This is a genomic window from Nocardia sp. NBC_01377 (genome assembly GCF_045040005.1).
GTDB lineage: Bacteria > Actinomycetota > Actinomycetes > Mycobacteriales > Mycobacteriaceae > Nocardia > Nocardia noduli.
Genome location: NZ_CP109566.1, coordinates 8,152,842 through 8,167,360 on the forward strand (window position 1 = coordinate 8,152,842; position 14,519 = coordinate 8,167,360).

Sequence of the window (14,519 nt, forward strand, 5' to 3'; positions counted from 1 at the left end):
CGAGGCATTCGCCGCATCCAGTGACAAGGCTCGTCGCTCCGGCTTGCCGACCCCCTGCCCGGCCGAAAGGACCCAGGTACTCCGTGACTCCGCAGGTCGACACCGTCAGCGCAGCCGCAGCAACCCCCGATACGCCCCAGCCGTACAAAGAGCTGGGTCTCAAGGATGACGAATACGCCCGCATCAAGGAAATCCTCGGTCGCAGGCCGACGGATGCCGAACTCGCCATGTATTCGGTGATGTGGAGCGAGCACTGCTCCTACAAGTCATCGAAGGTGCATCTGCGCTACTTCGGCGAGACCACCACCGACGCGATGCGGGCTTCCATGCTCGCGGGCATCGGTGAGAACGCGGGTGTGGTCGACGTCGGCGACGGCTGGGCGGTCACCTTCAAGGTGGAGAGCCACAATCACCCGTCCTACGTCGAGCCCTACCAGGGCGCGGCGACCGGGGTCGGCGGCATCGTGCGCGACATCATGGCCATGGGCGCGCGGCCCGTCGCGGTGATGGATCAGCTGCGTTTCGGCGCGGCCGACGCGCCCGATACTCGGCGCGTGGTCGACGGTGTGGTGCGCGGTGTCGGCGGATACGGCAATTCGCTCGGCCTGCCGAATATCGGCGGCGAGACCGTCTTCGATGCCTCCTACCAGGGCAATCCGCTCGTGAACGCGCTGTGCGCCGGTGTGATGCGGGTCGAGGACCTGCACCTGGCGTTCGCCTCGGGAGCCGGTAACAAGATCATCCTGTTCGGCGCGCGGACCGGCCTCGACGGCATCGGCGGCGTCTCGGTGCTGGCCTCGGACACCTTCTCCGGCGACGAATCCTCCGGCGGCCGCAAGAAGCTGCCGAGCGTGCAGGTCGGCGACCCGTTCACCGAGAAGGTGCTCATCGAGTGCTGTCTCGAGCTGTACGCGGCCGAACTGGTCGTCGGCATCCAGGACCTCGGCGGCGCCGGATTGTCGTGCGCCACTTCCGAGCTCGCGGCGGCCGGTGACGGCGGCATGCATATCGATCTCACCAAGGTCCCGCTGCGCGCGGCTGATATGACACCGGCCGAAATCCTGTCGAGCGAATCGCAGGAGCGGATGTGCGCGGTCGTCACCCCCGCGAACGTGGACGCCTTCATGGCGGTCTGCAAGAAGTGGGATGTGCTGGCCACGGTGATCGGCGAGGTCACCGACGGTGAGCGCTTGATCGTCAGCTGGCACGGCGAGACCGTCGTGGATGTGCCGCCGCGCACCGTCGCCCACGAGGGCCCGGTCTACGAGCGTCCGGTGCGGCGTCCCGACGAGCAGGACGCGCTCATCGCGGACACCTCCGATAGGTTGACCCGCCCCGCGACCGGTGACGAACTACGCGAGACCCTGCTGCGGATGATCTCCAGCCCGCAGTTGTGCAGCCGCAAGTGGATCACCGAACAGTACGACCGCTACGTGCGCGGTAACACCGTGCTCGCCGAACACGCCGACGCCGGTGTCGTCAGGATCGACGAGGAGACCGGCCGCGGTATCGCGCTGGCGACCGACGCGTCGGGCCGCTACACCAAACTCGATCCGTACACCGGCGCGCAGCTGGCGCTGGCCGAGGCGTTCCGTAATGTCGCCACCACCGGCGCGACCCCCAAGGCCGTCACCAACTGCCTCAACTTCGGCTCCCCCGAGGATCCGGGTGTGATGTGGCAGTTCCAGCAGGCCGTGCGCGGTCTCGCCGATGGTTGTGTGGCACTGGGTATTCCGGTCACCGGCGGCAACGTCAGCTTCTACAACCAGACCGGCCGCGACGCGATCCTGCCGACGCCGGTCGTCGGTGTGCTCGGCGTCATCGACGACGTGCACCGGCGCATCCCGACCGGACTCGGCCTCGAACCGGGTGAGACGCTCATCCTGCTCGGTGAGACCCACGACGAGTTCGGCGGATCCATCTGGTCCCAGGTCGTGCACGACCATCTCGGCGGCGTGCCGCCCAAGGTCGACTTCGCCCGCGAACAACTGCTGGCCGAAATCCTCACCGCGGGGTCGCGCGACGGCATGATCAGCGCCGCGCACGACCTGTCCGAGGGCGGACTGGTCCAGACCGTGATCGAGGCCGCGCTGGCGGGCGAGACCGGTTGCCGTCTCATCCTTCCCGAGGGCGCCGACCCGTTCGTCACCCTGTTCTCCGAATCGACGGGCCGGGTGCTGGTCGCGGTCCCGCGCACCGAGGAGACCCGTTTCACCAAGATGTGCGATGCCCGTGGCCTGCCGTGGGCGCGGATCGGCGTCGTGGATCAGGGCTCGGATTCGGTCGAGGTGCAGGGGCAGTTCTCGGTTCCGCTGGCCGAGTTGCGCACCGCGTACGAAGGCACGCTGCCCGCGCTGTTCGGCGCGGGCGCACTCTAGACACCGAACCCGGACGGGCCCGCACCCCTCGTGCCGGCCCGTCCGGGTTCGCGTCTGTTCGTGCCGGTCAGGGATTCTTGAACGGATCGTGTTCGGCCATCAGCTTTTCCATCCTGGCCTGATCGATGCGGCCGGTCAGCGAAGCGGATTCGTGCCGGTCGCGGACCACCTTGGCCAGGGTGAAGGTGCTGGTCACCAGGAACAGCACGGTCATTCCGAGGAAGCCGCGCTGCCAGGAGTCCAGCGGGAGATAGAAGATGCCGACGCCCGCCCCGAACAAGCTGACGCCGAACGCGATCGCAGCCTGCGCGATATAGGCCGATGTGGTCGTCGGCTGTGCGCTTGGAGTGCTCATGCCTATCGAGTGTGACGATCCGGCGGTCCCCTCGACCGCGTGGAAATACTCGAGCCGGGGTGGGTAATCCTCGGCGGTGCCCGAGCCCACGGGCCGGGTGTGATCTTGCCCCGACTACCGCGTGGCGGTCCGGGCGGGGCGACCGATGTCTGTGACCGCCCGCCATACTGTTCGAGTGCTCCGGACCGCCACCACACTCGCGAAGCTGCGTGCGCGCGGCGTCGTCGTGGTCCGGCGCGTCGAGGACATCGTGGATCTGAACTACGTCGGCCTCGTGGTCGCCACCCTGTTCTTCGCGCTGTCGGTGACGCCGTCGCTGGTACCGAGGGACTGGATGTTCCAGGGGCTGATCAGCGGTATCAACGCGGCACTCGGCTACGGCCTCGGCTGCCTGCTCGAATGGCTCTACCGGGTGTGGATGCGGCCGTGGATCCGCCGGTGGATCGTGCCGAGGCTCCGGTTGTGGCTGCGGGTCGCGCACCTCGGCCCCGCGCACACCTGGGTGGGGTACGCGGCGAAATCCGCGGTGCTGTTCGTCTGCGCGCTGAGCGCGGGACTGATGCTGGTGCAATCGGCGCGGTGGCAGCGTGAGATCACCGCGCTGATGGGGATGGCGGGCACCGATACCGCCGCCTACCTGCGCACCGGACTGTTGAGTCTCGCGGTCGGCGTCGCCGTCGTCGCGGTCTACCGGACGGTGCGCGAGACCGTGCTGTACCTGTCCCGTCAGCTCAATCGGTGGGTGAGGATTCCCGGTGAGTTGGCGCCGACCGTCGGCCTGCTGCTGCTCGTGGTTCTCGCGGTGACCCTGTTCAACGGCGTCGCCTCGCGGGCGTTCTTCGCGGTCGCCAATTCGGCGTTCAGCGTCCGCAACGACCACAACTCGCCCAATGCCGTGCAGCCGCAGCAGCCGGAACGTTCCGGCAGTCCCGAATCGCTGGCGAAATGGGAGACGCTCGGCTTCGAGGGCCGCTGGTTCGTCTCGCACGGCCCCAGCGCGTCCAGGATCGCGGCCGTGACCGGCAAGCCCGCGCGCGAGCCCATCCGCGCCTACGTCGGACTCGAGTCGGCGACCGAGGAACGTGACCAGGTCACGCTCGCCGTCGACGAACTCGAACGCACGGGCGCGTTCGACCGGAAGGTGATCGTGGTGGTCACCACCACCGGCACCGGCTGGGTCAATTCGATGGCGGCGGGTGCCATCGAATACATGTACGGCGGCGATTCCGCCGTGGTCGCCTCGCAGTATTCCTACCTGCCCAGCGTGCTGTCGTTCCTCGCCGACCGGGGCAAGGCCGCCGCGGCGGGCCGCGATCTGTTCGACGCCGTCTATCAGCGGTGGTCGCAGCGGCCGGAAGGGCAGCGCCCGAAACTGTACGTCTACGGCGAGAGTCTCGGATCCCAGGGTTCCGAAGCCGCCTTCGACGGCCTGGCCGATCTGCGGGCGAAGGTGGACGGCGCGCTGTGGGTGGGGCCGCCGAATTCGAATCGGCTGTGGGAGCAGTTCATCTCGCGCCGCGATCCCGGTTCGCCCGAGGTCGAACCGGTCTACGCCGACGGCCTCGTCGTCCGCTTCGCCGCCGACACCGACGACCTTTCGCGGCCCGACACCGAATGGCGCGCACCCCGCATCGCCTACCTGCAACACGCGTCGGACCCCATCGTCTGGTGGTCCTCCGACCTGATCTTCTCCAAACCGGACTGGCTGTCCGAACCGCGCGGCTCGGACGTCTCCACCCAGATGCGCTGGTGGCCATTCGTCACGTTCTGGCAGGTCACCGCCGACCTCACCAACGCGCAGGGTGTCGCCGACGGCCACGGGCACCGCTACGGAACCCTGGTCGTCGACGGCTGGGCGGCGGTCGCCCAGCCGCCGGGTTGGACGCCGGAACTGGCGGAGAAGGTGAAGTTCCAATTGGACTCGGCGGAGGATTTCGAGCGGGAAACGAAGTGATCTCCGCGAAAGTTGTTGCCGCCGTGGTGATTCCGCTGGTTTGGAACAATATCCTGCTGCCTCGGCCGCGGTGGGGTCTGCGTGGACGAACCGTCGCGCACGCCGCCTTCGCGACGGGGTATTCGCTGGCGCTGGGTGGTCGTCCGCGCTGGGGTTCGGCACGGGGTGCGCGCTACGGTCTCGCCGCCGCGGCCGTGGTGAGCTCCGGATACGTTGTCGCGTTGACGGTTCCGGCGGTGCGCGACCTGTTGGCGGTATTCGCGGACCGGGGTCGGACTGTCGGAGATCCCGTCGTCGCACTCGACGACGCGGTTCTCGCCGAGTCTCCCACCGGTGCCGCCGTCCAGGCGGACGCGGAGAGCGAGGTCGTCGACCCGATCGAACGAGTCACCGTCCACATCCCGATCGGCACCGTCTACAGCGAGGAACTGATCTTCCGCGCCACCTTGGATCCCCTGCTGGACAACACTTTCGGAGCCCGCGTCGGTCCACTGGCCTCCGCTGCCGTCTTCGGCCTCTGGCACATCCACCCCGCGCGCGTCGCGGGCGACAACGTCCCCGCGACCATCGCATTCACCACCCTCGGCGGCCTGCTCTTCGGCCTGCTGTCCCGCCACGCGAACAGCGTCACCGCCCCCGCCCTCCTGCATTTCGCCCTCAACGCGGGCGGCGTCATCGTCCCCTTGGTCGCGGAGCGACGGGCTGCTGTCGGACGTCTTTGAGTTCACCAGCAATATCGCTCCGGTCGCAGTGCGATGCAGGCTCGCTGCGTACAATCCAATCCCATGGCGGGTGCGGATGAGTCGGTAGCTGAAGACTTCGGCGGGGTAGTCGAAGAGGTGTTCTACGGCGAACCGACCGGGGTTGAGTTGGAAACCGCATTCGGCATCGACGACGACGTCACACTCGATGATTTCCTGGTCGATGGTGACGACCAGCGTAGGCCGCCCTGGGATCCTGAGGAAATCCGGGTCTCAACGCGCAGTTTTTCACTACGCAATGTGCTGGACATGATAGGAGACGACGACCTGGAGTTGGCTCCTGATTTTCAGCGGAACCGGGTATGGAAATCTCGCCAGAAATCAAGATTGATCGAGAGTTTGCTACTTCAAATTCCGCTGCCCGCGTTCTATTTTGCTGCCGATAGCGATGGAAAATTTAGGGTTGTCGATGGATTGCAGCGCTTGTCGACGGTACACGAATTTGTCCAGGGAGCTTTCGATCTCGGCGATCTGGAATATCTGTACATCGAGCACGGAAAGAAATTTCAGGATTTGTCCGCCCCGCTTCGGCGCAGGCTTCTGAATTCTCAGATAAGTGTTCATATTATTGAGCCTTCCACTCCGAATCGAGTCAAATACGATATCTTCAAGCGCCTGAACACCGGTGGTGAGCCATTGAACGCGATGGAAATTCGTCACTGTATGAGTGAGTCGCGCAGTCGAGACCTTCTGAAACGCTGTGCGGCCAGTCCGGCCTTCATCGAGGCAACTGGTAGCGCCTTGCTCAACCATATTCGGATGCACGACCGAGAGGCGGCGCTGCGATTCCTCGCCTTCCGCAGACTGGGAGACATCTCGAAGTATGCTAATTTTGGATCGCTGGAGGATCTGCTCGACCAAACGGCGTGGGCAATAGATCAGCCTGATTCGATAAGCGATTCTCAGCTCGAAGTATGGTTCGCAGATTTTGAGCGCGCGATGGTCAATGCGAATATAATTTTCGGTGACCGCGCCTTCCGGAAGTGGCCGAAGAATTACGAACGGCGGTCCCCGTTCAACAGGGCATTGTTCGAGAGCTGGGGTGTAGCTCTCGCCGACTATGAGGCCGAACGGGTTCTTCCTGTGCGCGCCAGAATTGTAGAACTAGCGCGTGAGGCAATGGCGGACTATCGGCCGTACATCGATTCGATCAGTACTTCTACCGCCAGCCCCGGCAGAATTAGGTTAAGGTTCCAGCTTCCTCGCGTTATTCTGCAGGGGACGATAGCGTGATTGGCCGAATTGGTCTCACCAACTTCAAGCGCTTCCGCGACGCCGAATTCGACCTCGGTCGCCTGACCGTGCTGACCGGTGTCAACGGTGGCGGCAAGAGTACCGTGATACAGGCATTGAATCTGGTGCAACAGTGTTCGCGGGCGGGGCAACGCATAACGCCGTTGAGTGGATTGCCTGGACTGGATCTCGGTCAGGCATCGGACGTATTGTCGGCAAGCGCGAGCGCCGACGAGATTTCGATCCTGCTTGAGACGTCGGAGCGGAATCTCTGGCGATTCGGAATCGGGAACAACCCGGAAGCCACATGCCTCCAGGTTATCGAGCATCCGGCGACGCCGCCTTTCCCGATCGGCTGTCGCGGTGCCGAGTTCACCTATCTGGCTGCGGAGCGTATGGGGCCGCGTATCGCTCATCCCACTTCCCCTTGGTGGAGCGGTGGTGTCGCGGTCGGAGAAGACGGTCGCTATGTCGCCCATGCACTGGCCGACTCCGACCGCCCGATCGCGGAGGGGCGCAGACATCCCACCGCGGCGTCAGTGCTGCTGCCCGCCCAAGTCGAAGCGTGGATGTCGCGGCTGGTCGGTCCGATTCAGATCGACGCCCGACTGGTGCCTCGCACCGGCCTGGCGACGGTTCATGTGCATGCGGGCGGATTCGAATCCGAATGGATGCTGTTGACCAATACCGGCTTCGGAATCAGCTACAGCTTGCCGATCGTCGTCGCGGGCTTGTCGGTGCCCGAGGGCGGACTCCTGATCATCGACAGTCCGGAGGCCCACCTGCATCCGGCGGCGCAGTCGACCCTCGGTCAGTTCCTGGCGATCGTCGCCGCGAGCGGTGTCCAGGTTTTGATCGAGACGCACAGTGACCATATCCTCAACGGGATTCGTCGAGCCATCGCAAACGAAGTCGCTGTCAGCGAAGGTCTTCCGCCTCTCGACCACGCCGACGCTGTTGTGCACTATTTCGGCCGTGATCGCGATCCCGATCGGCTCACCATCGGACCGGACGGCAAGATGAGCGCATGGCCCGAAGGCTTCTTCGATCAAATGGAAATCGATCTGGGGTTCATCAACAGGCGTAGACGGGGGTAGGAATTCATGTGGGGGTGGCGGTTCGTCATAGCGGAATCGGGCTTTGCCTTCCGAGTGCTCGATCCGAAGACTATCGATGATTCGTTCGCACGTTTTCTCGAATTACTTGCGTATGTTCGTGAGACCGACGGGGAAGTGCTCAGGTCAGACCTTCTGTTCGATATCGAATCGATAGACGGGCGACGATTGGACGAGTTGCTCACCAGTCGTGATTTCGATCGAGACTTGCGGGCCGAGCTCTTTGGCAGGCTGGACAAGGTCGAAACCTACGGTGAGGATCCTCCCGGGCTCGAAGTCGTTGTCGATGATCAGGTGTTGTCTTGGGCGCCGAGTGTCGCGCTGTGCCTGGCCAAGACGTTGAAGGGACTGCCGATGGGGTCTCTCACCACGGCCGCGGGCGGTCTACGTGGAGCGCGCGATGTGAAACTGCGAGGTGACTCGCTCGCGGGGACCGTCCACTTCTTGGTGGACGCCGACGACGCGCCCGCCTTCTGGCGCGCAGTGATCCATGCTGAACCAGACGCTGTTACCCGGCTCGACCGATACGGTCATCTTCCCTTCCCGAACTGTGTCTTCGCGCCGGAGGTCTGGAGACAGATCAATAGTTTCGACGGTGCGATCCTTGACAATTGGCCGCTGCTACTTGCGAACTTGGCGGGTCTCGATGATCATGCGGTCCGTATATGGGGCGAGAATGTCGAATCGGCTGTGCGACAGCGCCTCATGAGTTCGGTGGCCGGGGTCAATTGTTCACCGGAAAGTCCTGGTACTCACAGGAATTCGGCGGCCATGCGTAGACGTCGAGTGCGGTTCGGCGACAGAGAGATCGTTTGCGAATGGCATGCGAAACTCCAGCGGGATCGCAATCGAGTGCATTTCGCGGTCGAAGATGGCCGGGTATTCGTGGGAATTTTCGTTGGTCACCTCCCGACGTGATGGTGCTCAAGTTGTCTGTTGATCGGCCTGCCACGGCCAGATTTCGAGTGCGTCCGTGATCTCGGCTGCCCGACCCACCCGACCCCACCTCGTCGGTTGAACCGGCAGTGATGGCCGCTCGGTATCGTCGAACTCGTGGTGCGACGAGTGGATCCGGTCGAGTTGCGGGCTGCGGTGGGGGCGGTGAGCGCGTGGTTGCTGGGGGATTCGGTGGAGGCGCCGGGGCGGGCGGAGGTGGGGGCCGCGGTGCGGGCCACGGCGCGGACATTGGCGACGACCGCGCCGGGGCACACGGTGGAGGTGCGGGTGCCGCCGTTCGTGGCGGTGCAGTGCATCGAAGGGCCTCGGCACACCAGGGGGACGCCGCCGAATGTGGTGGAGACCGATGCCAGGACCTGGTTGTTGCTGGCCACGGGGTTGCTGGAATTCGATGACGCCGTGCGTGACGGTGTGGTGTCGTCGTCGGGAAGCCGGGCGGGTGAGGTCGCGCGGTGGCTGCCCGTGGTCTCTCCTACGACAGGGGGAGCACGGTAGCTCGTCTGCCCAATCGTGGTTCGCACGGTCCACGATGCGGTAAGCCGCCGGAGGCGGTGGCGTGCGTCCACACCCCGCCCGCGACCGCCGTACCGTTACTCGGGCCGACCACCGCCGACCGGCCCCGAATCGTTCACCTCGCGTTCTGCGCCTCACGTTCGGCCGAGGCAGGTTCGGGTTCGTCCCCGACGTAGGCGGCCCACAGATCCCGGTAGGGGCCGTCCTCGGCGAGGAGGGCGGTGTGGGTGCCGACCTGGAGCAATCCGCCCGCGCCGACCACGGCGACGAGGTCGGCGTTGGCGGCGGTGGCCAGTCGGTGGGCGACGACGATGGTTGTGCGTCCCGCGGTGAGCACGTCGACGGCGGCGCGGACCTTCGCCTCGGTCGCCAGATCGAGGGAGGCGGTCGCCTCGTCCAGGATCAGGATGTCGGGTTCGACGAGTTGGGCGCGGGCGAGTGCGAGCAGTTGGCGTTGACCGGCCGACAGGCTGCGTCCGTGTTCGCCGATCGGCTGGTAGTACCCGTGTTCGAGGGCCACGATCATCTCGTGCGCGCCGACCGCTCGTGCGGCCCATTCGATATCGGCCGGTGTGGCGTCGGGTTTGCCGTAGGCGATGGCGGTGCGCACGGTGTCGCCGAACAGGAACGGTTCCTGCGGGACGACGCCGAGTCGCTTGCGGAAATCGCGTAATCGGTAGCGCCGCAGGTCGATTCCGTCCACCAGCACCGAGCCCGCGGTGGGATCGTAGAAACGCGCGATCAGTTTGACGAGGGTCGATTTGCCCGCGCCGGTCTCGCCGACGAGCGCGACCGTGTGCCCGGCCGGGATGTGCAGGTCGACGCCGGTGAGCACCTCGGCCGAACCCGGCTCGTAGGCGAAACCGACGCCGCGCAATTCGATCTCGCCCTCGAGTTCGGTGACGGTGAGCGCCGCCTCTTCGTCGGGCGTCGTCTCCACGGTGCGGAACAGTTCGCCGAGCCGGTCGACGCCGACCACGGCCTGCTGGTAGCTGTCGAAGACCTGCGACAGCTGCTGGATCGGCGCGAACAGCAGGTCGATGTAGAGCAGGAAGGCGATCAGGGTGCCCACGGTGATCACCTCGTCGCGGACCTGGTGCACGCCGACGGCGAGCACCGCGGCGGTGGCGCAGACCGACATCAGTTCGATGAGCGGGAAGAACACCGCCATCAGCACCTGACTGCGCAGCCGGGCGGTGCGATAGGCCCAGGAACGTTCCTCGAATTCGGTCTGGTTGCGCGCCTCGCGCCGGTAGGCCTGGGTGACCTCGATGTTGTCGACGTTCTCCTGGAGATAGGCGTTGACCGCGCTGACCCGTTCGCGCGCCAGGTTGTAGGCGGGGATGGAGGCGCGACGGAACAGCACCGTCGCCACCGCGAGCAGCGGCAGCAGCGCGAGCACCACGGGGGCGAGGCCCGCGTCGACGACCAGCAGCGCGACGACGACACCGCCGATGGTGAGACTGCTGGTGAGCGCCGTCGCCAGGCCGGTTTGCAGGAAGGCGGACAGTCCGTCGACGTCGGTCGTCATCCTGGTCATGATCCGGCCGCCGAGTTCGCGCTCGTAATAGCGCAGGCCGAGTCGTTGCAGGTGGGCGAAGGTTTTGACGCGCAATCCGAACAGCAGGCGTTCACCCGCGCGGCCCGCGACGCGCACCTGGGCGATGGTGAGCAGCCAGTCCACCGCCGTGACGAGCAGGGCCAGCGCGGCGGCCGTGATCAACACGTTCCTGGCCCCGACCAGGACACCGTGGTCGATGCCGTAACGGACCAGGAACGGGATCAGGATCTGCGCCACCGCGTCCAGCGCGACGAGTCCGAGCCCGGCCAGCAGCGGCCAGCGGAACGGGCGAAGCAGTCTGGCCAGCGAGAACTGGGGATCGGGTGTGTGGGAGAAGGATTCGGGGACGTCGGGTTCGCCGCGCAGCGGTGGCAGTCGGTCGATCTGCGCCTGCACGTCGCCGCTCGGCGGCGCGGCGGCCATCATGCCGCCGCCCGCGCCCGCCCTGCCGATTCCGGCCGGCGCGCCCGCGGCGCGCTGGGCGAAGGCCGTGGCCGCCTGTTCGAGCGCGCGGGTGGCCGAATCGTCGTCGGACTGGGTGGGCTCCACCCACAGCACGGCGGTCGGCTGTCGGGTGTCGGTGCCGTGGTCGACGCCGATTCCGGTCACCTCGGGCGGGGTGAACAGCGCGTGGAAGAGCTCGCCGGAGCCGCGCAGTTGTTCGAGGGTGCCGGATTCGGCGATGCGTCCGGCGTCGAGTACCGCGACCCGGTCGGCCAGGGCCAGCGTCGAGATGCGGTGCGCGACGACGATCGTGGTCCGGCGGCGTACCTCGGCGGCGATCCTGGCGAAGATCTGTTCCTCGACCCTGGCGTCGATGGCCGAGGTGGCGTCATCGAGGACGAGTACGGGCGCGTCGGTGAGCAGCGCGCGCGCGAGGGCGATGCGCTGACGTTGTCCGCCGGACAGCCGCTGGCCGCGTTCGCCGATCCTGGTGTCGAGACTCTCGGGCAGTTTGCGGACGAATTCGTCGGCGGCGGCGAGATACAGGGCGTGCCAGACACGCTCGTCGTCGGCGTCGGGATCACCGTAGGCGACATTGGCGCGCACGCTGTCGGCCATCAGATGGGTGTCCTCGAACACCATGGCGACTCGGGAGCGCACATCCGGCAGTTGCTCGATGTCGACGCCGTCGAACAGGACGGTGCCCTCGTCCGGTGTGAACAGTCGCGGCACCAGGTGCACCAGGGTGGTTTTTCCGCTGCCCGCCCCGCCCGCGAGCGCGACGGTGCTGCCGGATTCGATCGACAGGTCGAGCCCGTCCAGGACGGTCGTGGTGCCGAAAGCGAACCGCACGCCACGGAATTCGATCGCGGGCGGCGCGGTGTTCGGCGCGGTCGCGGCCTGCGGCTCCAGTGGCGGCAACGGGGCCTCGATCACCTCGCGTACCCGATCCAGCGAGGCACGGCCCTGCTGGCTCACGCTGAGCAGCATGGAGAACTGCCGAATCGGGCTGACGAAGGTGCCGAGGTAGGTCATGAAGGCGAGGAAGGTGCCGAGCGAGACCGACTGGTTCAGCGCGAGCAGCCCGCCCGCGACCAGGATCAGGGCCTGCCCGATGGCGGGCACGGTCTGCATGGCCGGGGTGAATCGGCTGGTGATCCGGGTGACGCGCATCCTGGATCGGTACAGGTCGCGCGCCGCGGCGGTGAGGCCGGCGAGTTCGTGCTGTTCCTGGCCGAATCCCTTCACCACGCGCACGCCCGCGACGGCGGCTTCGACGCGCATGGCGACTTCGGCGGCCTCGGCCTGGGTGTCCCAGTTGGCCGGGAACAGTTCGCGCTGACTGCGTCTGGTGATGATCCACAGCGCCGGGACGACGAGCAGGGCGATCACGGTGAGCGGCGGTGACATCACCGCCATCAGCACGAGCGCCGCGATGAGCAGCGCGACATTGCCGAAGACGATCGGAATCAGTTGCAGGAACATCTGGATCAGCGTCACGTCGGTGATGGCGCGACTGACCACCTGTCCGGTCCGCAGTTCGGCCTGCGCGCGTCCGTCCAGACGCAGCAACGCCGCGAACACGTCGCGGCGCAGGTCGTGCTGGACCCCGAGCGAGAGCTGCGAGGAGCTCACGCGGCGGAGGAACGATGCGCCGAAGCGCACCAGCCCGATACAGAGCAGCAGTAGCGACCATGGCAGGACCGAGGCCGCGGTGGTGGTCAAGGTGTCGACCACGTGGCGGACGATGAGCGGCAGCGAAGCGGTGAGCAGCGCCGCGCCGAGCGCACCGGCCACCGCCACCGCCACCAGGCGCGGATGCGCCAGGCAGCGGCGGGCGAGGTAGCGCAGCCAACCGGTGTCGGTCGACGTGTCGGTTCCGGTGCTCATCGGGCGGTCACGAGCGTGCCCGCCGCGTCGAACTGGTTGACCGGCCGTGCCAGGCCGTAGTGGCCGCGCAGGGTGGTCTCGGTGTATTCGGTGCGGAACAGGCCGCGCTCCTGGAGGATCGGCACCACCTGGTCGACGAAACGCTCCAGGCCCGAGGGCAGTACCGCGGGCATGATGTTGAATCCGTCGGCCGCGCCGCGCGCGAACCAGTCCTCGATGGTGTCGGCGACCTGGACCGGGGTGCCCGCGAAGGTGCGGTGCCCGCGTCCGCCGCCCAGTCGCGCGATCAGCTGACGCACCGTCAGCCGTTCGCGCCTGGCCAGGTTCACGATCAAGGTGAAGCGGCTCTTGGCGCCTTCGATCTCGTCCTCGGAGGGCAGGTCGGCGGGCAGTTCGCTGTCCAGGTCGAGTGCCTCCAGCGGGAGGTCGAAGCGTTCGGCCAGCTGGCGGTGCGCGTATTCCGGTGAGATCAGCCGCGCCAGTTCAGCATCCAACGCGCGGGCCTCCTGCTCGGTATCACCTATGACAGGCACGATACCCGGCAGGATCTTGACGCTGTCTGGATCCCTGCCGACCGCGCGGGTGCGCTCCTTCAGGTCGGTGTAGAAGGCCAGGGCGTCCTCCAGCGTCTGCTGAGCGGTGAACACCGCCTCGGCGTAGCGGGCGGCGAAATCCTTGCCGTCCTCCGAGGAACCCGCCTGGACCAGCAGCGGATAGCCCTGGGGCGAGCGCGGCACGTTCAGCGGACCGTCGATCTTGAAGAATTCGCCGTGGTGATCGATCTTGCGGACCTTCTCCGCGTCGGCGTGGATACCCAGTGCCTTGTCGCCGATGACCGCGTCGTCGGACCAGCTGTCCCACAGTTTCGTGGAGACGTCGACGAATTCGGCGGCCTTCTCGTAGCGCAGCCGATGATCGGGGGTGTCGTCGAGTCCGAAATTACGTGCCGCGTCCGCTCCGGCGGTGGTGACGATATTCCAGCCCGCGCGGCCCTTGCTCACCCAGTCCACCGAGGCGAATCGGCGCGCGAGGTTGTAGGGATCGTTGTAGCTGGTGGAGGCGGTGGCGATCAGCCCGATGCGGCTGGTCTGCACGGCGACCGCGGTCAGGATGACCGTCGGCTCCAATTTGCCCGCCGGCCTGCGACCCGGATCGCCCATCAGCACCGGGGAGTCGGCGAAGAAGATCGAATCGAGTTTGCCGCGTTCGGCGGTGCGCGCCAATTCGACGAAGTAGTCGATATCGACGTGGGCGTGCGGGTCGCTCTCCGGCAACCGCCAGGCCGCCTCGTGATGGCCCACCGACATCAGGAAGGCGTTGAGGTGGAGTTGTCTGCCGTTCTGGCGGGACATATTTCG

The 14,519-nt window shown here is 66.3% G+C and carries 10 protein-coding genes; 7 read left to right on the forward strand and 3 right to left on the reverse strand.

The window, feature by feature from the left end:
• The first annotated feature begins 83 nt into the window (after positions 1-83).
• Entirely contained in the window at positions 84-2,378 is a 2,295-nt protein-coding gene (gene purL, locus OG225_RS37565; RefSeq protein ID WP_405179429.1) for a phosphoribosylformylglycinamidine synthase subunit PurL, read from the forward strand.
• A 67-nt stretch (positions 2,379-2,445) separates the two neighbouring features.
• On the opposite strand, the gene OG225_RS37570 is transcribed toward purL, so the two are convergent.
• On the reverse strand, positions 2,446-2,733 hold the full coding sequence (locus OG225_RS37570; RefSeq protein WP_109525219.1) for a YiaA/YiaB family inner membrane protein: 288 nt from the start codon (positions 2,731-2,733) through the stop codon (positions 2,446-2,448).
• A gap of 145 nt (positions 2,734-2,878) precedes the next feature.
• Here OG225_RS37570 and OG225_RS37575 point away from each other — a divergent pair, with 145 nt between their 5' ends.
• The 6 genes from OG225_RS37575 (at position 2,879) to OG225_RS37600 (ending at position 9,248) form a co-directional block, all read left to right on the forward strand.
• On the forward strand, positions 2,879-4,687 hold the full coding sequence (locus OG225_RS37575) for an alpha/beta hydrolase (protein WP_405179430.1): 1,809 nt from the start codon (positions 2,879-2,881) through the stop codon (positions 4,685-4,687).
• A complete protein-coding gene (locus OG225_RS37580) occupies positions 4,684-5,409 on the forward strand; it encodes a type II CAAX prenyl endopeptidase Rce1 family protein (RefSeq protein WP_405179431.1) in 726 nt (241 codons plus the stop codon). Before OG225_RS37575 ends, OG225_RS37580 begins: the two co-directional genes overlap by 4 nt.
• Positions 5,410-5,472: 63 nt before the next feature.
• On the forward strand, positions 5,473-6,681 hold the full coding sequence (locus tag OG225_RS37585) for a DUF262 domain-containing protein (RefSeq protein ID WP_405179432.1): 1,209 nt from the start codon (positions 5,473-5,475) through the stop codon (positions 6,679-6,681).
• Complete coding sequence (locus tag OG225_RS37590; protein ID WP_405179433.1) at positions 6,678-7,778, forward strand: DUF3696 domain-containing protein; 1,101 nt, start codon at positions 6,678-6,680, stop codon at positions 7,776-7,778. The genes OG225_RS37585 and OG225_RS37590 overlap by 4 nt, the downstream gene beginning before the upstream one ends.
• Positions 7,779-7,832: 54 nt before the next feature.
• Positions 7,833-8,714 (forward strand): hypothetical protein, encoded by an 882-nt coding sequence (locus OG225_RS37595; protein ID WP_405179434.1) that lies wholly within the window; start codon positions 7,833-7,835, stop codon positions 8,712-8,714.
• Positions 8,715-8,849: 135 nt separating this feature from the next.
• The gene (locus OG225_RS37600; RefSeq protein WP_405179435.1) at positions 8,850-9,248 is read left to right on the forward strand and encodes a sterol carrier family protein; all 399 of its coding nucleotides are present in this window, start codon (positions 8,850-8,852) and stop codon (positions 9,246-9,248) included.
• Between the two features lie 133 nt (positions 9,249-9,381).
• Here the strand turns inward: OG225_RS37600 and OG225_RS37605 are convergent, their stop codons facing one another.
• A complete protein-coding gene (locus OG225_RS37605) occupies positions 9,382-13,161 on the reverse strand; it encodes an ABC transporter ATP-binding protein (protein ID WP_405179436.1) in 3,780 nt (1,259 codons plus the stop codon).
• Positions 13,158-14,513 (reverse strand): LLM class flavin-dependent oxidoreductase, encoded by a 1,356-nt coding sequence (locus OG225_RS37610; protein WP_405179437.1) that lies wholly within the window; start codon positions 14,511-14,513, stop codon positions 13,158-13,160. The genes OG225_RS37605 and OG225_RS37610 overlap by 4 nt, the downstream gene beginning before the upstream one ends.
• Positions 14,514-14,519: the final 6 nt, after the last annotated feature.